The 25466-nt window shown below is 70.5% G+C and carries 20 protein-coding genes; 8 read left to right on the top strand and 12 right to left on the bottom strand.

The genetic code is table 11. The features are described 5' to 3' along the window. Window positions 1–44: 44 nt before the first annotated feature. Together gndA and ELQ40_RS12605 are read right to left on the bottom strand one after the other, a co-directional pair. Window positions 45–1502 (bottom strand): NADP-dependent phosphogluconate dehydrogenase, encoded by a 1458-nt coding sequence (gene gndA / locus ELQ40_RS12610; protein ID WP_205649339.1) that lies wholly within the window; start codon window positions 1500–1502, stop codon window positions 45–47. 175 nt (window positions 1503–1677) lie between these two features. Further along, a complete protein-coding gene (locus tag ELQ40_RS12605) occupies window positions 1678–2394 on the bottom strand; it encodes a FadR/GntR family transcriptional regulator (RefSeq protein ID WP_127793999.1) in 717 nt (238 codons plus the stop codon). Window positions 2395–2647: 253 nt separating this feature from the next. Between ELQ40_RS12605 and ELQ40_RS12600 the strand changes: the two genes are divergently transcribed. Further along, window positions 2648–3277 carry a 50S ribosomal protein L25/general stress protein Ctc gene (locus tag ELQ40_RS12600; protein WP_127793998.1) on the top strand — a complete coding sequence of 210 codons (630 nt, stop codon included), beginning with the start codon at window positions 2648–2650 and terminating at the stop codon, window positions 3275–3277. Between the two features lie 180 nt (window positions 3278–3457). Beyond that, window positions 3458–4042: an aminoacyl-tRNA hydrolase gene (gene pth / locus ELQ40_RS12595; RefSeq protein ID WP_127793997.1), complete on the top strand. Its 585-nt coding sequence runs from the start codon at window positions 3458–3460 to the stop codon at window positions 4040–4042. Window positions 4043–4060: 18 nt separating this feature from the next. Here pth and ELQ40_RS12590 read toward each other — a convergent pair whose 3' ends face one another. Beyond that, window positions 4061–4714, bottom strand: coding sequence for a trimeric intracellular cation channel family protein (locus ELQ40_RS12590; protein ID WP_205649338.1), 654 nt, complete (start codon window positions 4712–4714; stop codon window positions 4061–4063). A gap of 552 nt (window positions 4715–5266) precedes the next feature. Between ELQ40_RS12590 and ELQ40_RS12585 the strand changes: the two genes are divergently transcribed. Together ELQ40_RS12585 and ELQ40_RS12580 are read left to right on the top strand one after the other, a co-directional pair. Further along, entirely contained in the window at window positions 5267–6091 is an 825-nt protein-coding gene (locus tag ELQ40_RS12585) for an SRPBCC family protein (protein ID WP_205649337.1), read from the top strand. Between the two features lie 36 nt (window positions 6092–6127). Continuing rightward, a complete protein-coding gene (locus ELQ40_RS12580) occupies window positions 6128–6919 on the top strand; it encodes a ferritin-like domain-containing protein (protein ID WP_127793996.1) in 792 nt (263 codons plus the stop codon). 17 nt (window positions 6920–6936) lie between these two features. On the opposite strand, the gene ELQ40_RS12575 is transcribed toward ELQ40_RS12580, so the two are convergent. Next, on the bottom strand, window positions 6937–7704 hold the full coding sequence (locus ELQ40_RS12575) for an RNase H family protein (RefSeq protein WP_127793995.1): 768 nt from the start codon (window positions 7702–7704) through the stop codon (window positions 6937–6939). 120 nt (window positions 7705–7824) lie between these two features. On the opposite strand from ELQ40_RS12575, the gene mfd reads away from it, so the two are divergent. After that, on the top strand, window positions 7825–11511 hold the full coding sequence (mfd, locus tag ELQ40_RS12570) for a transcription-repair coupling factor (protein WP_127793994.1): 3687 nt from the start codon (window positions 7825–7827) through the stop codon (window positions 11509–11511). Between the two features lie 12 nt (window positions 11512–11523). On the opposite strand, the gene ELQ40_RS12565 is transcribed toward mfd, so the two are convergent. After that, complete coding sequence (locus ELQ40_RS12565; protein WP_127793993.1) at window positions 11524–11820, bottom strand: hypothetical protein; 297 nt, start codon at window positions 11818–11820, stop codon at window positions 11524–11526. Window positions 11821–11843: 23 nt separating this feature from the next. Next, window positions 11844–13049, bottom strand: coding sequence for a Na+/H+ antiporter NhaA (nhaA, locus tag ELQ40_RS12560; RefSeq protein ID WP_127793992.1), 1206 nt, complete (start codon window positions 13047–13049; stop codon window positions 11844–11846). Between the two features lie 155 nt (window positions 13050–13204). Here nhaA and ELQ40_RS12555 point away from each other — a divergent pair, with 155 nt between their 5' ends. Next, complete coding sequence (locus tag ELQ40_RS12555) at window positions 13205–13867, top strand: LysE family transporter (RefSeq protein ID WP_127793991.1); 663 nt, start codon at window positions 13205–13207, stop codon at window positions 13865–13867. Between the two features lie 28 nt (window positions 13868–13895). Further along, the gene (locus ELQ40_RS12550) at window positions 13896–14579 is read left to right on the top strand and encodes a YabN family protein (RefSeq protein WP_127793990.1); all 684 of its coding nucleotides are present in this window, start codon (window positions 13896–13898) and stop codon (window positions 14577–14579) included. A 7-nt stretch (window positions 14580–14586) separates the two neighbouring features. On the opposite strand, the gene ELQ40_RS12545 is transcribed toward ELQ40_RS12550, so the two are convergent. Together ELQ40_RS12545 and ELQ40_RS12540 are read right to left on the bottom strand one after the other, a co-directional pair. Beyond that, window positions 14587–15405 carry a cytochrome d ubiquinol oxidase subunit II gene (locus tag ELQ40_RS12545; protein ID WP_127793989.1) on the bottom strand — a complete coding sequence of 273 codons (819 nt, stop codon included), beginning with the start codon at window positions 15403–15405 and terminating at the stop codon, window positions 14587–14589. Next, window positions 15405–16601, bottom strand: coding sequence for a cytochrome ubiquinol oxidase subunit I (locus ELQ40_RS12540; RefSeq protein ID WP_127793988.1), 1197 nt, complete (start codon window positions 16599–16601; stop codon window positions 15405–15407). The genes ELQ40_RS12545 and ELQ40_RS12540 overlap by 1 nt, the downstream gene beginning before the upstream one ends. Window positions 16602–16743: 142 nt before the next feature. On the opposite strand from ELQ40_RS12540, the gene hisS reads away from it, so the two are divergent. Beyond that, a complete protein-coding gene (gene hisS / locus ELQ40_RS12535) occupies window positions 16744–18012 on the top strand; it encodes a histidine--tRNA ligase (protein WP_127793987.1) in 1269 nt (422 codons plus the stop codon). A gap of 51 nt (window positions 18013–18063) precedes the next feature. Here hisS and ELQ40_RS12530 read toward each other — a convergent pair whose 3' ends face one another. The 4 genes from ELQ40_RS12530 to ELQ40_RS12515 all read right to left on the bottom strand — a co-directional run bounded on the left by ELQ40_RS12530 (window position 18064) and on the right by ELQ40_RS12515 (window position 25268). After that, window positions 18064–19095: a hypothetical protein gene (locus tag ELQ40_RS12530; protein WP_127793986.1), complete on the bottom strand. Its 1032-nt coding sequence runs from the start codon at window positions 19093–19095 to the stop codon at window positions 18064–18066. Window positions 19096–19162: 67 nt separating this feature from the next. Continuing rightward, on the bottom strand, window positions 19163–21304 hold the full coding sequence (locus ELQ40_RS12525; RefSeq protein ID WP_127793985.1) for an acyltransferase family protein: 2142 nt from the start codon (window positions 21302–21304) through the stop codon (window positions 19163–19165). Next, a complete protein-coding gene (locus ELQ40_RS12520; RefSeq protein ID WP_127793984.1) occupies window positions 21196–22902 on the bottom strand; it encodes a polysaccharide pyruvyl transferase family protein in 1707 nt (568 codons plus the stop codon). Before ELQ40_RS12520 ends, ELQ40_RS12525 begins: the two co-directional genes overlap by 109 nt. Next, window positions 22893–25268, bottom strand: coding sequence for a glycosyltransferase (locus tag ELQ40_RS12515; protein WP_127793983.1), 2376 nt, complete (start codon window positions 25266–25268; stop codon window positions 22893–22895). The genes ELQ40_RS12520 and ELQ40_RS12515 overlap by 10 nt, the downstream gene beginning before the upstream one ends. Between the last annotated feature and the right edge of the window lie 198 nt (window positions 25269–25466).

Raw genomic sequence — 25466 nt, 5'->3', positions numbered from 1 at the left:
CGCCCACCCGCCCCTCGGCGGTGGTCAGTGCCGGGACCCGGTCGTCAGTGCGACGACGGCGTGGTCTCGATCTCGGTGCGGTCGCCCGACCAGAGGGTGTGGAACACCCCCGGCTTGTCGACGCGCTTGTAGGTGTGCGCGCCGAAGAAGTCGCGCTGGCCCTGCACGACGGAGGCCGGCAGGCGGTCGGCGCGGAGGCCGTCGTAGTATGCGAGCGACGACGAGAAGGCCGGTGCCGGGATGCCGGTCTGCACCGACCGCACCACGACGCGACGCCACGCGGCGTCGGCGCGAGTGAAGGCCTCGGCGAAGTACGGCGCGGCGAGCAGCAGCTCGAGGTCGGCGGTCTCGTCGTACGCATCGGCGATGCGGTTGAGGAACTGCGCGCGGATGATGCAGCCGCCGCGCCAGATCTTCGACACGGCCCCGAGGTCGATGTTCCAGCCGTACTCCTTGGCGCCGGCGCGGATCGCGTCGAAGCCCTGCGAGTAGGCGACGATCTTCGACGCGTAGAGCGCGAGGCGCACGTCCTCGATGAACGCGTCGACCTGGTCGGCCGCGATGAGCCCGGCCTCGTCGGGGCCGGCGAGGCCCTTCGCGGCGGCGCGCTGCTCGGGGTGCGACGAGAGTCCGCGCGCGAACACGGCCTCGGCGATGTTCGACACGGGCGTGCCGAGCGCGAGGGCGGTCTGCACGGTCCAGACGCCGGTGCCCTTCGAGCCGGCCTCGTCGAGGATGACGTCGACGAGCGGCTTTCCGGTCTCGGCGTCGACCTGCTTCAGCACCTCGGCGGTGATCTCGATGAGGTACGACTCGAGTTCGCCGCGGTTCCACTCGGCGAAGACCGCGGCGATCTCGGCGGGGGTCTTGCCGGTGCCGCGGCGGATGAGGTCGTACGCCTCGGCGATGAGCTGCATGTCGGCGTACTCGATGCCGTTGTGGATCATCTTCACGAAGTGGCCGGCGCCGTCGTGGCCGATGTGCGTGACGCAGGGCTCGCCCTCGGCGATCGCGGCGATGGACTTCAGGATCGGGCCGAGCGTGACCCACGACTCGTCGGAACCGCCGGGCATGATCGACGGGCCGTGCAGCGCGCCCTCCTCGCCGCCGGAGATGCCGGCGCCGACGAAGTTGATGCCGGTCTCGCGCACGGCCTGCTCGCGACGGATCGTGTCGGTGAACAGCGCGTTGCCCCCGTCGACGATGATGTCGCCCGGCTCGAAGCGCTGCACGAGTTCGTCGATGACGGCGTCGGTGCCCTTGCCGGCCTGCACCATGATGATCGCGGTGCGCGGCTTCGCGAGCGAGGCGACGAAGTCGTCGTAGCTCTCGGAGGCGATGAAGCCGGCCTCGGGGTGCTCGTCGACGAGCAGCCGCGTGCGCTCGGGGGAGCGGTTGAACACGGCCACGGTGTTGCCCTCGCGGCTCGCGAGGTTGCGCGCGAGGTTCGAGCCCATGACGGCGAGTCCGACGACGCCGATGTTTGCCTGGCTTTCCGCCATCATTCCTCCTTGCCGCACGCCGGCGGCGTTCTGGTGAGTGGATTCGGGACCCAGCGTAGGTCGCGTCGCGCGCGACCTCCACGGCCGGATCGGCTTCAGTCTAGCGCGAATAAATCATACGTATTGCGGGAGACTGCAACGCGCGACCTCGGAGCCGGTTCGGCGAGCGCCGACGTCAGGGTGCCGCCGACCGCGGTTGCCCGCTCCAGGCCGCGTCGAGCTCTCCCGCCGTGCGCCGCATGATGCGCTCCATCGCCGCGCGCGCTGCCGCCTGGTCGCGCGCGAGCACCGCATCGGCCACGTCGACGTGCAGCTGCATCGAGTCCTCGTGCGGGCGCCCGGGCATGAGCCCGTGCTCGGTGCGACCGCGCAGCACCTCGCCGATCGCGTCGGCGAGGCTCGCGAACATCTCGTTGCCGGACGCCTCCAGCACGAGCGCATGGAACCGGATGTCGAGCTCGAGGAACGCCGCGCCGTCGCCCGTGCGCCCGGCCGCGCGCATCCGCTCCGCGGTCGCGGCGATCTCGGCGGCGAGCGCCCCGGGTGCGTGCACCGCCGCGAGGTCGGCGGCCGCGGGCTCGACCGCGATCCGCAGTTCGGTCAGCGACCGCAGCTGCGCGCCGCGGCGCTCCGACGCCAGCCGCCAGCGGATCACCGCCGGGTCGAACACCGTCCAGGACTGCTCGGGCAGCACCCGGATGCCCACGCGCCGAACGCTCTCGACCATCCCGAGCGACTGCAGCACGCGCACGGCCTCGCGCACCACCGACCGGGAGACGCCGAGCTCGGATTCGACGTCGATCGCCATCATCACGTCGCCGGCCGCGAGCTCGCCGCCGACGATGCGTGCGCCGAGGGTGTCCACGACGAGGTCGTGCAGGCGCGAGCTCATCCTCCGAGGATAGCGACGGGCCCGTCGGCGGCGGTCAGGGCCGCGGAGTCGACGGCGGCGCCCGATCGGGTACACTTGATCCCCGAATACTTCGGCGAGGGATGCCTCGTGCCGGTGGGTCCGCCCGCGGCGAGGCATCCGTGATCGACGCGGTGAACGGCTCCCGGCTGTTCCTCACGTAGCGCTAGCCGCGCGTTCGAGTTGAAGCACAGAACCCAGCAACCGGGCCGGTGAGCCCTGAAGGAGGTCCATCATGGACGACGACAACAAGATCGAAGCCGAGCTCCGCGAATCGTTCGGCAAGGGTGCGGCGCGCAAGCTCCGCGCCGCCGGCAAGATCCCCGCGGTCATCTACGGCCACGGCACCGAGCCGAAGCACGTGACGCTCCCCGCGCACGAGACCGGCCTGCTGATCCGCAAGGCGAACGCCGTGCTCGACCTGCAGATCGCCGGCAAGGGCCAGCTCGCGCTCGTCAAGGACGTGCAGAAGGACCCGGTGCACCAGATCATCGAGCACCTCGACCTCATCGTCGTGAAGAAGGGCGAGAAGGTCCAGGTCGAGGTGCCCGTGCACCTCGAGGGCGAGCCCGTCGCCGGCACCATCGCCGACCTCGACTCGCACACCCTCTCGCTCGAGGTCGAGGCGACCCACATCCCCGAGAACGTCGTGGTGTCGGTCGAGGGCCTCGAGGAGGGCACGCAGATCCACGCCGGCGCGGTCGAGCTGCCCAAGGGTGCGACCCTCGTGGGCGACCCCGAGGCGCTCGTGGTGAACGTCCACACGCCGCAGAAGGTCGACCTCGGCGAAGAGGCCGCCGCCGAGACCGAGGCCGAGGCCGCCGAGGCCCCGGCCGAGGCCGCCGAGGAGGCAGCCGCCGAGTAATCGGCGCCGCTCGGTTCGAGCATTCGCGGGCCCGTCGCCCGTCCGGTCCCCGGACGGCGGCGGGCCCGTCGCGTTCGTCCCGGCACGCACGGCCGGTACCCTCGAAGCGGGTCGATCGGCCCGCAACCCCTTGGAGCATGCATGGCTTGGTTCAGACGAGCCGCACGGAAGGACGCCGACATGGCCGCGAACACCTGGCTGGTGGTCGGCCTGGGCAACCCCGGCGCGCAGTACGCCGGCAACCGGCACAACGTGGGGCAGATGGCCCTCGACGAGCTCGCGTCGCGCGTCGGCGCGACGTTCAAGAGCCACAAGACGCCGTCGCGCGTCGCCGAGGGGTTCCTGCGCCCCGGCGGCCCGAAGCTCGTGCTGGCGAAGCCGAATAGCTACATGAACACGTCGGGCGGCCCGGTCTCGGCGCTGCTCAAGTTCTACGGGCTCGGCGTCGACCGGCTCATCGTCGTGCACGACGAGCTCGACATCCCCTTCGACACGATCAAGCTGAAGGCGGGCGGCGGCCACGGCGGACACAACGGCCTGCGCGACATCCAGAAGGCGGTCGGCTCGCCCGAGTTCACGCGCGTGCGCGTCGGCATCGGCCGGCCGGCCGGCCGGCAGGACGCGGCCGACTTCGTGCTGAAGGACTTCGCCGGCGCCGAGCGGCAGAACCTGCCGAACCTGCTCGCGGATGCCGCGGACGCGGTCGAGGCCGTCGTCGACGGCGGCCTCGTGGCCGCGCAGCAGCGGTTCCACGCGCCGAGTTGAGGCGAAGCCGGTGCCGGTTCACCCGAAGGTCGGCAGGCTCCATCCGAATGCGATCGCCGCCAGCCGGGCGGCGAGGCATACGGCGAAGCCGATCGCCATCGCCCAGCGCACGTCGAGCCGCACTCGGATGGCCAGCACGACCGCGGCGCTCCCGAGCAGCGCCGCGCTGGCGTAGAACCCCTCGGTGAGCACCACGGGCGGTCGGCCGACGAGCACGTCGCGCACCACGCCCCCGCCGACCGCGGTGATGGTGCCCAGCGCGATCGCGACGAACGCGTTCATCCGGAAGGCGAGCGCCTTCTCGGTGCCCGCGACGGCGAACAGCGCGAGGGCGATCGCATCGAGCACCACGATGACGGATGCCTCCGCGTCGAGCACCGGCCGCAGCGGGATCGCGAGGAGCGCTCCGGCGGTCGCGACCGCGAGCCGCAGCGGCGACCGGAACGCCGCGGGCGGCGCGTCGCCGAGCAGCAGGTCGCGCAGCACCCCGCCGACGAGCGCCGTGCAGAACCCGACGACGACGATGCCGAGCAGGTCGAGGCCCGCCGCCATGCCGATGCCGGCCCCGCCGACCGCGAACACCGCGGTGCCGGCGACATCCGCCGTATCGAACGCGACCCGCGACGCGCGGCGCCCAGGTGCAGGGGCGGTTCCGGGGGTGCTCGTCTCCACCTCTGCAGTGTCCTGCGTCGCCGCGGGGCCGACCGGGAGGCGCACCGCAGCGCGGCGCTAGACTCCGCGACATGTCGACCAGGCGCGCGTTCGATCTCGGCGAGTACACCCGGACCGCGCACGGCAGCCACCGCGAGGCGATCGGCGAGGTGGGCGGGATCGGCGCCGACGACCTCGACCTGATCGCGATCCTGCGCGACCTCGAGGGCGGCACCATGGCATACCTGCGCCGGGTGCTCGTGACGCCGACGCACAAGGATGCGCGGGTCACCGCGTTCCTCGTGACCTGGTCGTACGAGCGGTTCTGGATCTCCGACGCGCTCGGGGCGGTGCTCGAGGCGAACGGGCGGGCAGACGGGCAGGTCGGCCCGTCGGTACCCGAAGTGCGTCAGCCCGACGGGCCCGCATCGTCGCCGCCGAGTCGATCGGTGCGGGCCGCCCGATACGCTCGCGCCCGGCGCGGCCCGGTCGCGCGCTCTCGGCGCATTCTTCGCCGGACCCGCGCTCGTCGCGGCGCACCTCGCGTCGCTCGCCGTCGATTCGGCGGTGCTCATGGCCGCGTTCCGAGTGCTCGCGGGGCGGGCCGCGACGCCGGATACCGAGGCGTTGTTCACCCGCTTCGCCGACGTGCACGAACGGCAGGGGCGGTTCCTCGAGGCCGAGGCATCCGCTCGGCTCGTCGGTTCGCCGCGGGCGGTGCGCCTCGCCGTGCGCGAGTTGCGCGACGAGGCCTATCCGCTCGGCCTGGCCGACCGGGATGCCGCCGAACGGGCGGCGTTCGCCCGGCTCGCGTTCGCGGATGCCTCCATCTCGATGCCCGCATCCGACGCGCTCGCCGATGCCCTCGCGCCGGTGGCCGCGCTGCCGGGGCTCGACGCGGGGGTGACGCGGGTCCGCCGTCGGCTGAGCCCCGACACGGTCGAGCCGCCGTTCATCGACGAGCACCGGGTGCCCGTCGATGCACCGCCCGAGGCGGTGTGGCGCGTGCTGGCCCGGGTGCAGGACGGCGGCCCGCGCGTGGTCGCCGAGGCGTACGCGCGGCTCGTCGGCGCCGAGCCGAACCGGCGCGCGGGACGCGCGCTGGCCGAGGGATCGACCATGGCTGGGTTCAGGGTCGTCGATGCGCAGGACGCACGGCGCGTGCGGTTCGCCGGCCGCCACCGCTTCTCGACCTACGCGCTGGAGTACGTCATCGAGCCGCACGGCGACGGCTGCACCCTCGCCGCGCGATCCTTCGCCGAGTTCCCGGGGCGCGCGGGCCGGGTCTACCGCGCGCTGGTCATCGGCACGGGCATGCACGCCCTGCTGCTCTCGCGCCAGCTCGCCGGCCTCAAACGTCGCGCCGACGCCCTGCCGCTCGCGGAGCGCCCGACCTAGACTGACGCTCGAACCGCACGACGCGAGGAGGTGCGCATGGCGTTCGACATCGACCGGTACGCCGCCACGAGCGTGCGCCTCGACTGGGACGACCTCGACCTCGACCACTTCCGCGAGCATCCGTTGCCGCCCGCGACGCTGCGCACGCTCCGTTACATGGCCGACGTCGAGTACCACACGGTCTGCTACACCCGCGACCTGCTCACCACGCCGTCGCATCGCGAGGCCGAGGTCGGCGCGTTCATGACGATGTGGAACCGCGAGGAGTTCTGGCACGGCGAGGCGCTCGCTGCGGTGCTGGGCGTGCACGGCGTCACCGTCGACTACGACGCGCTCAAGGCGAACCGGCTGAAGCTCGGCTGGCGCGACCGCCTCGACCCGGTCAAGCAGTCGATCGCGGGCGCTCTCGTCGGCGAGGACTTCATCGCCGTGCACATGTCGTGGGGCGCGGCCAACGAGTGGAGCGCCATCACGGCCTACCAGCGGATGGCCGAACTCGAGCACGATCCGGTGCTCGCCGAACTCCTGGGCCGCATCGCGAAGCAGGAGGCCCGGCACGTTGCGTTCTATGCGTCGCAGGCCAGGGCGAGGCTCGCGAAGAGCCGGAAGGCGCAGCAGGTCACGCGCTTCGCGCTGCAACGGTTCTGGGCGCCGGTCGGGTCGAGCATCCAGCCGAAGGCCGAGGTGCAGCACGTGATGACCCAGCTCATGAGCGGCGACGCCGGCCGTCGCCAGGCACGCAAGGTCGACGACTCGATCAGCGCGATGCCGGGGCTCGAGGGGCTCACCATCGTGCAGGACGCGCTCGACCGGCTCGGCGTCGCCTGAGGGCCCGGAAGCGTCGGTCAGATCAGGCCGCGGAGGAACTCCTCGGGGGTGAGCCCGGCCTCGCGGGCGCGCTCGACGAGGCGCGAGTGCTCCTCGGTCGTGAGTTCCAGCGTCATCGACCGCCAGTCGGCGGCCGGGTCGTCGAAGTCGAACAGGGTCGCGTCCTCGTCGGCGCGATCGTCGGCGGCGGATGCCACGGGCGATGCGGATGCCACTGGCGAGGCGGATGCCGGAGGCGCGGATGCCTCCGCCGGCGCGGATGCCTCGGCCGGGGCGGATGCCTCGGCCGGTGCGCTCGCGGGGGCATCCGCCGGTTCGCAGGCCCCCGTCCACCCCGGGCCGCTCGGGATGTCGCGACCGCCCTGCTGGTACGCGGTCGCGGCGGCGCGCGCCCGCTCGTCGGCCGCCTCGTTCGCCGGATGCCCCGCGTGGCCGCGCACCCATTCGAACCGGTAGCGGCGCCCGGCGATCGCCTCGTCGAGCTCCTCGAGCAGGTCGCGGTTGAGCACCGGCTTGCCGTCGGCCTTGCGCCAGCCCTTGCGCTTCCAGCCGGGCATCCACTTCGTGACGCAGTTGATGACGTACTGGCTGTCGCACTGCACGAGCAGGTCGTCGTCGAGGTGCGCGGTCGCCCGGAACAGCTCGAGCACCGCCTTCAACTCCCCCTGGTTGTTGGTCGCGCGGGTCCACCCGCCAGCGGCCCAGCATCCCTCGTCGACGAACCAGGCCCAGCCCGCGGGCCCCGGGTTGCCGAGCGCGGATCCGTCGGCGGCGGCGATGATCATGCGGGGGACCTCCAGGGGCTCGGGTGCGCGGCGCCCATGCTACCGGGCACCCACCCACGGCGACTCGTGCGCAGGCGTCGCGCGGGCGACGGTGTCGGAGGCCCCGCGTAGACTCGTCGGGTGAGTCTGCAGGGTCTGAACACGGCGCTTTCGCGCGCCTCCACGGTCGATCGAGCCCTCGCCGAAGCGCAGCGCAACGCCGACTTCTCGGTGCCGACCGGGTTCGACCCGGCCCTGATCGCGGCCCTGCTGCAGCGCCGCGCCGACGCCGGGCTCGCGCCCGCCGTGCTCGTCGTGACGCCGACGAGCCGCGAGGGCGAGGCGCTGCGAGCCGCGATCGCGCCGTACCTGCCCGACGCCGAGCTCGTCGAGTTCCCCGCGTGGGAGACCCTGCCGCACGAGCGACTGAGCCCCTCCGCCGAGACGGTCGGGCGCCGGCTGCACGCGCTGCGCCGCATGCGCGAGTGGTCGCAGGGCGCGGGGGAGCGGCATCCGCTGGTCATCGTCGCGTCGGTTCGCGCAGCCCTTCAGCCGATCGCCGACAACCTCGCCGACCTCGAGCCGATCGTGCTCGCACCCGGCGGCCGCGGGCACGACCTCGCGCGCATCGCCGAGCAGCTCGTCGACCTCGCGTACGCGCGCGTCGACCTGGTCTCGCGCCGCGGCGAGTTCGCGGTGCGCGGCGGCATCCTCGACGTCTTCCCGCCGACGGCCGACCACCCCGTGCGGGTCGACTTCTTCGGCGACGAGGTCGAGGAGATCCGCGCGTTCTCGGTCGCCGACCAGCGGTCGCTGCCCGAGCGCATCGAGCACGTCCGCCTCTCGCCCAGCCGCGAACTGCTGCTGACCCCGGCGGTGCGCCAGCGCGCGAGAGAGATGCAGCACGAGTTCCCCACGCTCGCGGGCATGCTCGAGAAGCTCGGCGAGGGCATCCCGGTCGAGGGCATGGAGTCGCTGGCACCCGCCCTGCTCGACCGGCTGGTGCCCCTCGCCCACTACCTGCCGGAGCAGGCGGCCGTCGCCGTCGTCGAGCCCGAGCGCGTCGCCGGCCGTGCCGCGAGCCTCGCCGAGACGAACCGCGAGTTCCTGGGTGCGGCGTGGAGTGCCGCGACGATGGGCGCCGAGGCCCCGATCGACCTCGCCGCGGGCGACTTCCTGAGCATCCGCGACCTCCGCGAGGCCGCCCTGTTCAGCGCTCCCGGCGAGGCGGACCCGCAGCGCGTGTGGTGGACCTTCTCGGCGTTCGACGCCGGGGAGGCGGCTGAGGACGCCGCGACCGACAGCGGCATCGACGGCTCGTACGTCCGCGTCGGCGCTTCGACGGTGCCGAGCTTCCAGGGCAACGTCGACGGCGCCGTGCAGCACGTGGGCGATCGCCTGCGCGACGGCTGGAGCCTCGTGCTCGCCGCCGCCGGCATCGGGCTCGTCGAACGCGCACGCGACGTGCTCGCCGACCACGGACTCGCCGGTCGCATCGTCGAGGAGGTGCCGGCCGACCTCGAACCCGGCGTCGCGTACCTCGTCCAGGCCGACGCCTCGCGCGGCTACGAGGTCGCCGAGGCGAAGCTCGGGCTCATCGCCGAAGCCGAGTTCTACGGTCGCAGCGCCGGTTACGACGCCCGCCAGGGCAAGAAGCTCGCCGCTCGGCGCCGCAACGTCGTCGACCCGCTCCAGCTCAAGCCCGGCGACCACGTCGTGCACTCGACGCACGGCATCGGCCGGTTCGTCGAGATGGTGCAGCGCGAGGTCGCGACCGGCACCCGGCCCAAGGGTCCGAGCCGCACCGCCGGCATCGCGGCGCAGCCGACGGCGGTGCGCGAATACCTCGTCATCGAGTACGCGCCGTCCAAGCGCGGCCAGCCGGGCGACCGACTGTTCGTGCCGATGGACCAGCTCGACCTGCTCAGCCGGTACGTCGGCGGCGAGGCTCCGTCGCTCTCGAAGATGGGCGGCAGTGACTGGGCGCAGGCGAAGGGCCGCGCCCGCAAGGCCGTGCGCGATATCGCCGTCGAGCTCGTGAAGCTGTACTCGGCGCGGATGGCGTCGAAGGGGCACGCGTTCGGGCCGGACACGCCGTGGCAGCACGAGCTGGAGGAGGCGTTCCCCTACGCCGAGACGCACGACCAGCTGCAGACCATCGACGAGGTGAAGGCCGACATGGAACGGCCCATCCCGATGGACCGGTTGCTCGCGGGCGACGTCGGCTTCGGCAAGACCGAGGTCGCGGTGCGCGCGGCGTTCAAGGCCATCCAGGACGGCAAGCAGGTCGCGATGCTCGTGCCCACGACCCTGCTCGCCAAGCAGCACCTCGAGACGTTCAACGAGCGGTTCGCCGGGTTCCCGGTGCACGTGCGCCCCCTCAGCCGGTTCCAGACCGACCGGGAGGTGCGCGAGACGCTCGCCGGCCTCGTCGACGGCACCGTCGACATGGTGATCGGCACGCACCGCATCCTCACGGAGAAGGTCGTCTTCAAGGACCTGGGGCTCATGATCATCGACGAGGAGCAGCGGTTCGGCGTCGAGCACAAGGACGCGCTGAAGAAGCTGAAGACGAACGTCGACATCCTGGCGATGAGTGCCACGCCGATCCCGCGCACGCTCGAGATGGCGGTCACCGGCATCCGCGAGATGTCGACGCTCGCGACCCCGCCGGAGGACCGGCATCCGATCCTCACCTATGTCGGGCCTTACACCGAGCAGCAGGTCGGCGCCGCGATCCGGCGCGAGATGCTGCGCGAAGGCCAGGTGTTCTTCGTGCACAACCGCGTCTCGTCGATCAACCGGGTGGCGGCGCAACTCGCCGAGCTCGTGCCCGAGGCCAGGATCGCGGTGGCGCACGGCCAGCTCAACGAGCACGTGCTCGAGCAGATCGTGAACGACTTCTGGGAGCGCAAGTTCGACGTGCTCGTCTCGACGACCATCATCGAGACCGGCCTCGACATCTCGAACGCGAACACGATCATCATCGACCGCGCCGACAAGTACGGCCTCTCGCAGCTGCACCAGCTCCGCGGCCGGGTCGGTCGTGGGCGCGAGCGCGCCTACGCCTACTTCCTCTACGACCCGGCGAAGCCGCTGTCGGAGACGGCGCACGACCGCCTCTCGACGATCGCGGCGAACAACGAGCTCGGCGGCGGCATGCAGATCGCGCTGAAGGACCTCGAGATCCGCGGCGCCGGCAACCTGCTCGGCGCCGAGCAGGCCGGCCACATCGCCGGTGTCGGGTTCGACCTGTACCTGCGCATGATCGGCGAGGCCGTGTCGGCGTTCCGTGGCGACGTCGCCGAGGGGCAGACCGAGCTGCGCCTCGAGCTGCCGGTCGACGCGCACATCCCCGAGGAGTACATCGAGTCCGAGCGGCTCCGGCTCGAGGCCTACCAGAAGCTGTCCGCGGCGTCGGGTCCCGCGGCGAAGGACGGGCAGATCGACCTCGTCGTCGAGGAGCTCGTCGACCGGTACGGCGAACCTCCCGAGACGGTGCAGCACCTCGTGTCGGTGTCGCGGCTGCGCCGCCAGGCGCAGGTCGCCGGCCTCAGCGACCTCATCGCGACCGGCACCAAGCTGCGGATCGCACCGGCGAGGATCCCGGACTCGCGTCGCGTGCGGCTCGAACGCCTCTACCCGGGCGCCAAGGTCTTCGCGCAGAACGACGTGATCCTCGTGCCGTTCCCGACCCCGGGGGGCGAGGCGCCGGGCGACGCCGACCTCATCGAGTGGGTGTCGCGGCTGCTGACGGCGATCTTCCCGGTCGAGCAGCCCGCCGACGGAAGCGCGGGAGGCGCGACGGCTGAGGCATCCGTGCGCTGATCGGGCGAGGCCTCAGTCGCGCAGGTGACCCCACTCGGCGATGAACTCCTCGACGCTCAGCCGGTCGAGGTCGGCGCGCACCGCGAGCAGCAGCCGATCCGCCACGTCGAGCGAGCCCGCCTTCGTGCGGATGATCGGCAGGTCGGTGTCACGACGCCGGACGACCAGGTCGGCGACGGACGGGCCACCGAGCCCCATCGCCTCGCCCGCGGTGAGGACGACGTAGTGCACCGCCTTCCGCAACCCGCGGTAGCGCACGGGGGCGAGCTCGGCGGTCAGGTGTCGGCTGGCAGGGTCGTTCGTCGGCACCCGTCCATCGTGCCATGGCGACGTCAGCGCGAGAACGCGCCGCCGACGCCCTTGGATGCGCGCTTCTGCGTGCGATACCAGTTCGAGCGCAGCGTGACCGCGATCGCGGAGATCACGATCGCGATGCCCGACCCGAGGAGTACCGCGAGCGTGCCCTCGTCGGCGACGTCCCGCTGCGCGGCGAACGCGAGTTCGTTCATGAGGAGCGACACCGTGAAGCCCACGCCGCCGAGGGCTCCGACGACGAGGAGGTCGGTGAACCCGAGAGCCGGGGTGCCCGATTTCTTCCGCACGACGAGCGCCGAGAGCACGCCGACGAGCGTGATGCCGATGATCTTGCCGACCGGCAGGCCGACGAGGATGCCCCAGAACGCCGGGTCGAGTTCGCTCGGACGCACCTGCGGGATCGCGACCATCGCGGCCGACAGGGCGAACAGCGGCAGGATGACGCCGTTCGACCACGGTTCGAGCGCGTGCGCCGCGCGCCCGCCGGGGCGGCGCGACATCACGAACCCGAGGGCGACGCCCGCGATCGTGGCGTGCACGCCCGACTGGTAGACGAAGTACCAGGCGAGCACCGCGAGCACGCACAGCACGAGGACGATCGGCCACTGCGGCCTGCGCGCGAGGATCCACGGCGAGCGGGGCTTCATGATGCGGCTGACCGCGCCGAACAGGGCGATCGCGATCGCCGCGAACCCGAGCGAGGCGAGGTCGGCGTCGGCGGTGAAGAAGAACGCGATGAACAGGATCGCGATGAGGTCGTCGATCACGGCGAGCGCGAGCAGGAACACGCGCACGCGCATGGGCAGCCAGCGGCCGAACACCGCCAGGATGCCGAGGGCGAACGCGATGTCGGTCGCGGTGGGGATCGGCCAGCCGTTGGCCGTCTCCGTGCCGAACGTGAAGGCGAGGAAGATGAGCGCGGGCACGACCACGCCGCCGATCGCGGCGATCGCCGGCAGCAGCGCCTTCGACAACGAGTTGAGTTCGCCGATCACGAGCTCGCGCTTGAGTTCGACGGCGACGATGAAGAAGAAGACCGCGAGCAGGCCGTCGCTGATCCAGTGGCCGACCGAGAGGTCGAGCCCGATCGCGTGCAGGTCGATGTGCGCGTTCTTGAGGTCGATCAGCTCGGGGCCGAATGACAGGTTCGCGAGGAGGAGGCCGAGCCCTGCCGCGATGAGCAGCAGGATGGCGGAGAGTCGTTCGGAACGGAGCAGGTGCATGCAGATCCCCTGTCAGGCGTCGGCGCTCGGCACTCGGCTCGGCGCGTCGGAAGTCGTGTTCGACGACGGGCGTCGGCCGACCAGACTTCCCGGCACTCCTCATGGAATCCTAACGGGCGGCCGGGCCCGGTCGCGCGGCGACCTATCATCGTCTGGTGTCCGTCCCCCTCTGGCTCGCCCTGCTCGCGGCGAGCGTGGTGATCAGCTTCACGCCCGGTGCGGGTGCGATCAACACCATGCGCAACGCGCTCGGCGTCGGCCTGTTGCGCTCGATCTGGGGGATCCTCGGCCAGCAGGCGGCCCTCGTCGTGCACATCGTGATCGTGGCGCTCGGCCTCGGGGTGCTGGTCGCGAATTCGCCGCTGCTGTTCGACGTCATCCGGTACGGCGGTGCGGCGTACCTCGTCTACCTCGGCATCCGGCAGTTCCTCGCGCGCCCGGTGGCGGCGCCGGGCGATGATCCGGCGGCGCCCGGTGGCCCGGCCACGTCGCCGGCGGCCACGGCTCTCGCGACGGAGTCGGCGTGGTCTTTGTTCCGGCGGGGCCTGCTGGTCAACCTGCTGAACCCGAAGGCCATCGTCTTCTTCCTCGCGTTCCTGCCGCAGTTCATCCGGACGGATGCCCCGCTGCTGCCGCAGTACCTCATGGTCGCGGCCACCGTGATCGCGGTCGACGTCGCCGTCATGTGGGGGTTCTTCGCGATCGCCGCGCGGTCGTTCCGACGGGTCACCCGGTCGGTGCGCGGCCAGACGGTGCTCAACCGGGTCTTCGGATCGTTGTTCCTGGTCGTCGGCGTCGCGCTCGCGGCGATCCACTGAGCCGGCTGCCCGCGCCTAGGCTGTCGGCATGAGCGAGCACGCCGAGTCGGGAACGCACGAGGGCCTCGAGGAGCTGGTCGCGATGGTCGCCCGGCTGCGCGCGCCCGGCGGATGCCCCTGGGATGCCGAGCAGACCCATGAGAGCCTCGTGCGCTACCTGGTCGAGGAGTGCTGGGAGCTGGTCGAGGCGATCGAGTCGGGTGACCGCGCCGAGATGATCGAGGAGCTCGGCGACGTGCTGTACCAGGTGCTGTTCCACGCCGACCTCGCCGCCCACACGCCGGGGGAGCACTTCGACATCGACGACGTGGCACGTCACATGACGGCGAAGATGGTGTCGCGGCATCCGCACGTCTTCGGCGACCGCGAGGCCGAGACCGCGGCCGACGTCGTCGCGTTCTGGGAGGACCTCAAGGCGAGCGAGAAGCCGCACCGCACGAGCGTGCTCGACGGCGTGCCGGCCGGCATGCCCGCGTTGGCGCTGGCCGACAAGGTCATCGGCAAGGCCGAGAAGGCGGATGTCGCCCCGGATGCCTCGCCGACGGCGGAGGCCCTCGTCGCTCGACTCGCCGACGAGGAGGAGTTGGGGGCCGAGCTGTTCGCGATCGTCGCGGCCGCGCGTGCGCGCGGCCTCGACCCCGAGCGTGCGCTTCGCGGCGCGATCCGCGGATTCGGCGACCGGGTGCGGGGCGTCGAGGCCGCAGCCGGCTGAGCCGAGCTCACGCCGCCGGCGCAGCCGCAGGCACAGGCGCCGCCGCAGCAGGCGACGGCCACGTGAAGAACGGGGACGGCGAGCGGCTCCGCAACCACCACGCGAATTGCACGGCGATCACGGGCACCAGCACCGGCAGGCCGGCCGCCGCGATCACGGCGAGCGTCGCCGGATCCGAGGCCAGGCCCGTGAGCACCGGGCTGCCGACGGCGACGAGCGCGACGGCGAACCCGGCGGCCGCGATCGTCGCGGCGGTCCGGGTGCGGGAGGCATCGGCGCTTCCGAGCAGCCGCATCAGCACCGGCGCCGTGATCGCGCCGAGCCAGACGAGCGGCGAGGCGATCGCGGCACCGGCCTCGACGTGATGTCCGGCGGGAGCGACGGCGACGGCCGCGCCGAGCAGGGCACCGGATGCCGAGGCCATCACGGCGCTCGAGGCAGCGAGCAGCCTCGACCACGTGCGCGCCCAGCGGGCCGACGCGCGGCGCGGCCCGAACCAGAGCGCCCCGTCGCGCACGAGCCAGGCGACGAGGTACGCCGCGGCGAACGGGTACGCACCGACGAGCAGCCCGGCCTCGTATGCCGTGAACGCGCCGGCGAGGAGGCCGATGACCGCGACGGTCCACGCCTCCGACAGGAGGAACCCGACGCCGATGCCGGTGCCGGGATGCGCGGGAGCCGCGGCCGTCGTGCGCGCGGTGGTGCTCGCGGTCGTGCGTGCCGGCCAGGCCCGCATGCCTGCCCCGATGACGCCGCCCTCGACCACGAGGTAGCCGGCGAGGAGCACGGCGAGCGTCGCCTGCACCGCGATGAGCGCGGCATCCATCAGTACCTCACCTCCTGCGCCACGACGGGCGCTCCGACGTCGGCGGCGGGCCCGGCCCCGAGGGCGGATGCCTCGGGCCCCCGCGCGATCGTGCGGGCGATGAGCGACCAGTCGACGACCAGCAGGGTCGCCGTGACCGCGACGGTCGCGACGCCGAAGGCGGCCAGCATGCCGACCGGGAGCGTCGTCGCGGCGTCCTCGACGGTGACCACTCCGGCCACCGCCCACGGCTGGCGCGCGGTCTCCCGCACGATCCAGCCGCACACGGCGACGAGCACGGGCACGGGCATCATCCACACCATCAGGTGCAGCAGCGGGCGCACCCTCGCGACCGCCGTGCGGATCAGCAGCGGCAGCATCGCGAACCAGGTCGCGAGCGTGGTCAGCACGCCGAACAGGGCCATGACGCCGAGGAGCACGTCGGCCCACCCCGGCGAGGCCGCGAACTCGACCGATGCGTCCGAGGTGCGTGCGAAGGGGAACTGCATGCCGCCCGCGACGACGAGCAGCGGTGCCGCCACCGCCACGATCGGGATGCCGATGCGCACGAGCGTGCGGCCCGAGGCATCCGCCCGGTCGCGCAGCAGCATCCTCGCCCCGATGCCGGCGACGACGAAACCGCCCACCCAGCCGGCGGCGCCGACGATATGCGCGAGGGCGAGCCAGGTGCTGCGGTTGGCGAGCACCGCGCCGAAGTCGGTGAGCACCGCCACGCCGTCGCGCAGTTCGAAGCCGACGGGGTTGTGCATGAACCCGTTGGCCACCAGGACCCAGAACGCCGAGAGGTACGCGGTCGCGACGACCAGCCAGATGAGTGCGACGTGCAGCCAGCGCGGGAGGACGCGCCAGCCGAAGATCCACAGGCCGAGGAACGTGGCCTCGGCGAAGAAGGCGACGATCGTCTCGATCGCGAGCGGCGCCCCGAACACGTTGCCGGTCACCTCGCCGAGCCCCGACCAGTTCATGCCGATCTGGAACTCCATCACGAGGCCCGAGACGATGCCCGTCGCGTAGTTGATGAGGTACACCTGGCCGAGGTGTCGCGTGAGCTGCTCGGTGCGCGGGTTCCCGGTCGCCACGGCGACCGTGTGCAGCGTCGCGACGATGGGCACGAGGCCGAGCGTCACGATGACGAACACCCAGTGCAGCGCGGCACTGAGCGCGAACGCGAGGCGCGCGAGGTCGATCTCGGACACGGCAGGCGGCTCCGTTCGATTCGGTGGACCCGGCGAGCGTACGGATCGCGACGCCGTCTCCGCAGTGGGGCTCGCCCCCGGATGCGAGGGTGGGAAGCCCTGCGGAATCGGGTGCACGCCGCGGACTGGAAGAATGGAGCGCATGGCCGCTTCCGTCACGCCCCCGCGCGGCATGCGCGACTTCCTGCCCGCCGAGAAGGCCCGTCGCGAGCACGCGCTCGGCGTCATCCGCCGCGTGTACGCGTCGCACGGCTTCGACGAGATCGAGACGCCGGTGATGGAGGACGCCTCGCGCCTGCACGCCGGGCTCGGCGGCGACAACGAGAAGCTCGCGTTCGCGGTCATGAAGCGAGGGCTCACGGGCGACGACCTCGCGGCGGCGGCGGCCTCCGGCGACGCGCTCTCGCTCGCGGACCTCGGCCTGCGATACGACCTCACCGTGCCGCTGGCGCGGTTCTACGCCACGCACCAGGCCGAGCTCCCTCCGGTCTTCCGGGCGATCCAGATCGCGCCGGTCTGGCGCGCCGAGCGCCCGCAGAAGGGCCGATACCGGCAATTCGTGCAGTGCGACATCGACATCATCGGCGAGGCGGGGCCGCTCGCCGAACTCGAGCTGCTCACCGCGACCGTCGCCGCCCTCGACGAGCTCGGGCTCACCGGCTGCACGATCCGCCTCAACGACCGGCGCATCCTCGCGGGGGTGCTCGCGTCATGGGGCGTCGCCGACGACCTGCGGGAGCGCGCGCTCATCACCATCGACAAGCTCGACAAGATCGGCCCGGAGGGCGTGGCCCGCGAACTGCGGGAGCTCGGCATCGTCGGCGGGTCGGCGGATGTCGCGGCCGAGCTCGTGGCGCTCGCGAACGCCGACTGGCACTTGCACGACGGGGTCGTGCCGCCGCCGTCGTGGCTCGACCTCGACGCGTACCGCGACCTGCTCGCGCTCCGTACCGCCCTGCCCGGGGCGGCGATCGAGTTCGACCCGACCCTGGTGCGCGGCATGGGCTACTACACCGGCACGATCTTCGAGATCGCCCACCCCGACTTCGGCTACTCGCTCGGCGGCGGCGGCCGGTACGACGGGATGATCGGCCGGTTCCTCGGCCGCGAGGTTCCCGCGTGCGGGTTCTCGATCGGGTTCGAGCGGATCGTCGACCTCATCGGCGCCTCGGCCGCCGATCGGCCCCGCGCCGTCGTGCTCGTCTACGACGCCGACGTCCCGCAGGGCGCGCTGCTCGCGCTCAAGGCCGAGCTCGTGGCATCCGGCGCCAGGGTGCGGCTGGAACGCCGCGTGAAGAACTTCCGGGCGCTGCTCGACCGCGTCACCGCCGACGGCTTCGACGCGTTCGCGCCGGTCACCGCCGACGCGACGGATGCCTCGAGCCTGGCATTCCGCGAACTCGGAGCCTGATCCGGCGGCGAACACGGCTCCCCCTACCGCACGGCTGCGATCCGACGGCGGTCAACCAGCCAAGGCGCTCCGGAGCGCGTCCACGATGTCCCCGCGACCAGCCCGAGCGGCCGCCTCGAGGTTCTCGATGGTGAAGGCGCGATCGCTCGCGTTCCGGATATCGAGCGTGCGGAGCCGACTGAGCGGCAATGGCGCGCGGAACGTCGTCGCTTCGTCAAGACGACCGAGGATCTCGAGCGAAGTCATCGTCCGTACGCACTTCTCGCACTCAGAGCAGTTGATCGTCGTTGTCGTCTGCCAGCAGACGCGCAGGTATCGGAGCGCCGTCGCATCGAGCAGGCGGATCTTCTCGAACCGCGACAGTTCGGCTCCGTCGTGGACGACGGCGAGCTGGTCCGAAGTCCACAAGTGATCGAGCATCGGATGCGATCCCCATGGCTCAGGAGATGAGTACGAGTGGGTGGAAGGGATCAGGATGTCGCCGACGGTTCGTCCGGCGAGCGCGCCGATCGAGGCCAGCACCGCCCCATGCGTCTGTCCACCCCACTCACCGAACTCATCGAGCATTCGGCGGACGTCCATGTCGATCTCGAGCAGCTCGCGTCCCGTGTCGTGGGCCGCGCGCGCGAGATGGCTCGAGATGCGTTCACGAACCGCCTCGACGTCGTGAACGAGGTCATGTCCGTAGACGAGGACCTCGACATCGGGATTCGCTCGAAGCGTGGAGAATGAGTCGACCCCGCCGGTGAAGAACTGCGCGACCCGGCGGCGCCTGCTCACGCGAACGGTGCCAGCCGGGTGCTCGACCGCGATGGAACGAAACTCGGGATACCACTCATGCAGGAGCCCTTGCAGGCTCTTCATCGACCTCGACAGGCGCGGCGAAACGGGGTCGCCCAACCGGAGTCGTCGCTGCAATCGCATCGCAGGGAACAGTGCGAGGGGCAGCCAGACGTCGCCCCAGTTCCTCGGCGGCCGCAACTTGTTGTGTGCACGGTATTGCAGGTCGAAGGCTCGGCCATCGATGGAGAGCGTCGTCTTCGCCGTATGGCCGTCGAATGTGGTCGGAGTGGTGGTGATCACGTCGGGACTCCTCGGTGAATGGGCTCGTCTCGGGCGGAGCCTGGGCGGATGCCATGAACGGCCATGCTCACCACCACCCGGTCGCCTCGCCGAGCCGGATGTCCAGCATCGGCGAGATCGAGGCGGCGTAGCGCGCAGTGAGATGGTTGGGGTCGCGATACACGGGCGTGCCGCCGATGATCGCCGGGCAGAAGTCGTCGGGGCAGATGAAGTCGTTGAGATCGACGTGGGTGACGTCGGGAAGCGAAACGGATGCGGCGGGATTCGTCGGAAGCAGCTCGATCTCGCGCGGCACGCCGCACGTGATCGAGTCTCCGCCATCGGCCAGGCAATCGATCGGGTCATGATCGAGCCACGGAGTGTCCCGGATCGCGATCGTGTGCACACCCGCGTCGGCGAGACGACGCCAGGACTCCTGATAGCCGTCGGGAACCCACTCGATCGCCCCGGACCCGGAACGGTTCGGCCGGGTGGCGGTGGTGAACACCATGTGCTCCCGTTCCGCGAGACGGTCGGCGACCGCATGGTTCCACGCGTCACAATCGTCGCTGAGGTACAGATCCATGCCAGGCTCGCCGAAATAGCACTCGTCGCGGAGGTAGGTGCGGAGCAGGAATCCGCGCGCTGCGGCGATCTCCGCCAGCGCAGAGAACCACTGTCCCGAGTGCGATCCTCCGACCAGCGCGAGAACTCGGTCCGAGTCGGGGTCACCGTACTCGCATTCCACGATGTCGCGATCACGCGCAATACAATCGTCTGCGTACACCGCGGGGACATCGTGAGCCGCCGCGAGCAGGATATCCGTCGGCAGGGTCGAGGGTGCTTCGAGCCCACCCCCGGCAACAGCCGTTGCTCCAGGTTCGTTCGAGCCGTCCGCGGCCTGGCTCAACGAACCGGAGTCGGTCGCAAGCCGCGCGGAATGGAGCAGCCAGCCGACCGATCCGGTGATCGCGAGTGCCACGACGACACCCATGGCGAGCGACCGGCGGAGTGATGGAGGCGACTGCTGGGAGGGGCGCTCGATGAAGCGCTGCGAGAGAACCGCGAGCACCATCGAAGCCGCGACGATTGCCGCCCCTTGGACGACGCCGATCGCGGAGTCCGCGGTAATGAGCACCACGAGCACCAGCACGACCCAGTGCCACGCGTAGAGGCTGAACGCATACCGGCCGACCGTTCGAGCCGGTCCGCTCGCCAGCAGGCGATCCACACCCGTTCGCGTGGGTGTCTCACCGGCGAGGATTACGAGCGCGGCACCCCCTACCGGGAGTAGGGCCGCGGGGCCGGGGAAGGTCGCGGCTCCGTTCACGAGCACGATCGTTGCGACGAGTGCTGCCGCGCCGCCCCATCCAGACACGGTGCGCACGACGTGGGGGAGTCGCACCACGGTCACCGCACGGGCGATCACGATACCGAGCAGGAACTCCCAAGCGCGCGCGAACGTGTCATAGTACGCCCAAGCCTGGTTGAGTTGCCCGATGACGACGGCGTATGCGAACGAGGCTGCGAGAAGTATCACGACTGCGATCGACAGCACTCGGGTTCGCGCAGCGCGTGACCGCGGGCGAGTGGCTGCACCGACGAGCATCATCAGAGCGGCGAAGCCGGTGTAGAGCTGCGCCTGCACGGAGAGCGACCACAAGTGCTGGAACGGGCTGACCGTAACGTCCGCCCCGCCGTAGCTCGTGCCCTCGATCGCAAGCCACCAGTTCTGCGTGAACGTCAGCGATGAGATCGACTGGGCGGCGAGATCGCTCCACCGAGTCGGCGGATAGACCATGGCGCCGACGATCAGGATCGTCGCGACCACGGGGATGATGACAGGCAGGAGGCGCCCGGCGATCCGTCGCGCGAATCCGCCGATACGGAAGCGGCCGTCAGCGACGTTGGCGAGTGTGGACGCTCCGACCAGGAAGCCGGAGAGGAGCAGGAATGCATCCACTCCGCCCGATACTCGCGCGAACCAGACATGCCCGACCACCACGAGGAGAATCGCCAGGCCGCGCAGACCGTCCAGGTCGGGACGATATCGCGGTCGCTGTGGCACCGAGGGGGAGGGGACCTGGGGGATCCGAGATCCGTGCTCTGCTGGCGCCCTCGTCACTCGATCGCCGGCCTGGAACCCCCGTCCCGCCCATTCTCGGCGGCGCGGCGTTGTTGCACGCGGTTGAGCACTGAGCCATACGCTCGGCGAGGGGCGGCCGACCATCGGAACGTCTTCGTCGCACGTAGCGCTCGAAGCTCGTCTTCTCGACTTCTCAACGCGAAGTCGAAGGCTGGTTCTGCGAGCTTCGCCATGAGTGCGTGAGCCGCGTGCAGGGCTGATTCGATTTCTCCGACACGCCGGAGCGCGGCCTCACGTTCGGCCGCCGCTTGACCGATCTCGGACTCGAATTGCACTGCGCGCAGGTTCGCTGCGGCCAGATCGGCATCGCGGTCGCGCGCGCCGATGATCTCGGCGGCGAACCGACGACTGAGTGAAGCCTGCAACGCCCTCAGACCACCGACCCGCTCCGCCAGATCCGGCAGCAGCGGTGTCCGGCGCGCGGGTTCCGACCAACTCGCGGGGGAAGACGGCGACCGCATGATCGTCGCGTGCAGCTCCCGCCACCACTCGAGGTTCTCTTGGATCCGCGCGGTCGCTGCGTCGCCGCCTCGGCTGTGGTCGTCGCGGCCGTCCCACAGCAGGTCGAAGCCGGTGACGACGTCGCCGAGGATGAGAGAGGCAACAGGGAACACATAAGCGGCGTTGCCGAAGGCATCCAGCGCGCCCTCGAGCTTCACATCCGTGTATTCGTCGACGGAGATCGCGAGTGCAGGAACCCCGCCTCCGGCCGCGAAGACCGCGGGATGGTACCGACTCGAGATCGAGACCGTGGCACCCCGTGCCAGTTCGGCCGAGACCCGGTTCGAGAGTACGGGCAGCATCCGTGCGGGCCTGGTCATGCGTTCGACGATCTCGGCGTGCAACGCACCGTCGCCCTCCACGCCGACGCTTGCGTCGACCGGTCCGACGTGTGGCAGCAAGACGATCTCGGCGCCCGTGCGTTCGGCCGCGTGGTCGAGCAAGGCGGCAACGGAGCGGATGAACTGCTCACGGTCGGCGATGCCGGTGTGGGGTGCGAAGGTGGCGAGGCAGTATGCGGAGGTCGGACGCCATTGCGCGAGCTCGTCGGCGGAAGGTGACCCGAGCGCCGCCGCATCGTCGATCGTCAGACGGACCTTGTCCGCCGGCACTCCGAGTCGGCGTGTGATCTCCAGCGAATGCCGCTCCCGCACCCCCACGAGTTCCGCACCGTTCAGCAGGTGCGCGAGTTGCTCGCCGTGGAGGCTCGTCAGGGTCGGACCGATCGTCTGACCTGAGACGAACAGCGGCTTTCCGAACAGCTCGGCGAGCCGGCCGAGCATCACGCGCTCGGCGACCTTGTCGGGCCAGACGGATGACAGATTCCCTCCGCCGGCGATCACGACGGCATCGCATGACGCCGTGGCGCGGATCGCGTGCCAGGCCGGGTCGGCGTGGGGGAGAGCCGTCGAATACCCGCGTGCCGCATCAAGGATCGCCGTGATGCGATCCTGCCGTTCGGCCTCGGTGTCGGTGGCCGCGAAACCGGGCGCGGGAATGGCCGCGACTCCGTATGCGGCTGCGGTCTCCGCCGGGTTGGCGGAGATGACGGTGAACCGATAATCCGCGTGTGCTGAGAGCTGCTCGATGAGCGATTCGGTCATAGCCTCATCGCCGACGTGGCGACTCCCGTCGACGACGCCGACATCTCCGATGACGAGTAGGTGCATGCTCAGGTCCATCCATGTTCTCGAAGGCCGGGCAGCAGGAGCGCCGCGACCTGCCGTCCGACTCTCTCGTGCGAGAAGTAGTGCTGCACGTGCGCTGCAGCTCTGCCCGCGAGTGCCGCCGCGCCGACCCGATCCTCGAACAGGCGCCGCATCGAGGCGCTTGCGGCCTCGGAATCGGCCTGCGCCCACACTGCGCGCGGGTCATACGGTTCAGCGTTCGGGCCGACGGGGACGAGTTCGAAGTCGATCAACTCCGCGGTGCTCGAGTCCATGAAGTCCATGTTCCCCGAGTATGCCGTCGCGATGACCGGCGTACCCCGGGCCATGGCGTCAGCCATATTGAGCCCGTATCCTTCCGCGCGATGGAGGGAGACGTATGCGTCGGACAGCTCGATCATGGCCTTCATAGCGGCGCCGGTGACATACCCGTCGACGAAATGGATGTCGGGCCGGCCGCGCGCTGCCGAACGGACATGCTCGGCGTGGAGCGGACGCTGGTGACCGTTGATCGACTTCACGACCAACGCTGCTCCGTCATCGGGGCTGAATGCGTCGATGTACGCCCGGATCGCGCCGAGAGGGTTCTTGCGTTCGTACACGGAGAGGTAGTCGAAATTGGTCAGGAAGACGTGCTTGTCCTCCGGAAGGCCTACAGACCTTCGGGTGAACCGCGTCGGTTCCGTAGGAAGGTCCATGGGAAGCGGGATGAGCCGGACCGGCTTCTCGGTCTTTGACTGCACTGCCTTCTGCGTGAATCGGCTGGCAACCCAGATCTCGTCGAAGGGTGCGAACGCACCCCTGAAGTGGTCGGGGAACTCCTCGAGTTCCCAGAACCACAATCCGGTTCTCCAGCCGCGAAGGTCCGCGAATCCCATCACGGCATCGAGCTGCTGCACTTGGTCGGCGTTCACGCAGACAACGGCGTTCTCGAACGCGAGTTCCCTGCGCACCTGCCGCGAAGGACGGTGTTGCTGACGTGAGAGGTTCCGAAGCGGAACCCCGACGAGTTCGGATGGCACGCCCGACTGTTCAAGGGCGGTGAGCATACGTCGACCGGCCTCGCCGACGCCGAGCTCCGATGCGGCGTATGCAACGACGCTCCACCCGAACGACGAACGAGCCGGCGGCTCGGCAGACTCGCCCTCTGCAACGAGTGAGGTGACGGCTGTGGCGACATCGCCCGCGAGCTGCGCGAGCACGGTTCGGGCACCGGGATCGACTCGCACCCACGAGAGGTACCGGGCCCCGTCGATACCCAGAACGTCGGGGAACGCCGCGCGGAGATCGGCCCGATGCTGCCAGAGGCCGTACTCCGCGACGGAGAACGTGGCGGTTGCGCCGACGAGAACCGGCCGGAGCATCCAATCGACGAAGGCGTCGGATTCGAGGATCGGATCCGGTGGATCGTCCTGAGCGGGGATTCGCCCGAGCTTGATGTCCCGGTAGATGCGCCGCATCTCCGAACTGAGGCGGCTCCCGTTCGGCAGGGCGGTGAGACGATACGGCAGCCCCCGGAGCTCGCCGTGGCCCGCGGACATGAGACTGGAACCATACTCCGCGCAGAGAGCAGCCAGTGCCGGCCGATCGCTGAGCATGATTCGAGGTCGGTCGCCCATGTGCTTGGAGAGCAACCATGGCTTGGCCGGATCGAACCCACTGAAATGGAAGAAGCGAAGCACGTCGGCACCCGCGTGGTACGCACCGTCGCGCAGTGCGATCGGCCGTTCATGGAGGTTCCAGTACGCCGCGTTCAATCCGCGATCGCGCGAGATCCGGTGTTCGAAGAGTGAGGGAACCCAGTCGATCCATCGCTGGTCGGTGAAGAGGCCGTTCGCGACGTCGACGATGGCTTCGGTCTTCAATCGCTCATGCCACCAACTCAGGAAACGGTAGCCCCCACCCCCAACCGCAATGAACCCGAGATTATAGATTCCGGCCTGCATGATCACCTGCTCGTTGAGCTGCAGGTCATCGCGCGGAATCGGATCGAGTGCGTGAGGGGTCAGGAGAATCTCGTGGCTCGCCGCATCCGTGAAGACATCATGCAGCGGTGCGAACACCTGGATGTCAGGATCGAAGTAGGCGACCGCCGTGCCGCCCTGGCGGATCAGCCACATGAGCATCGCCGGCTTGAGCGCGGTCGCAAACTCCATGACGTCGTACATCACCATCATGGAATGGAGCGTCTCAGGCTCCAAGCCGAGATCCGCGGGAAGGACCACTGTCCCGACTCCGGCCCGAACCCGCTCCTCCTCGTTCCCGTCGATGACGAGGGTGTAGAACGGCACGTCCGGATTGTGCGCGGTGAACGAGGCCACCAGGACCTCCGCCTGCGCGAGGTAATTGCGCGCGACAATGGTGCAGGCGCGTGCGGACATCGTTGCCCCGTTCGGAAGTGCGGACGCGAGCCGCGATCAGTCAAGTGGCGATCACGATATCCGACAGGAGATTGATATCCGAATCGGCCGGATCGTGCCACTGCCGACGGCGAACCGCGCGATTCCGGCTATGCCCCCCAGCTGGGGGGCGAGCCGAGTGTGCGCCGGTACGCCACGGCACCCATGCCGCGAATCACC

Source organism: Agromyces sp. LHK192, from assembly GCF_004006235.1.
Lineage (GTDB): Bacteria > Actinomycetota > Actinomycetes > Actinomycetales > Microbacteriaceae > Agromyces.
Note: the sequence above shows the minus strand (reverse complement) of the source record. Positions and strands in the feature narration are given on the sequence as shown.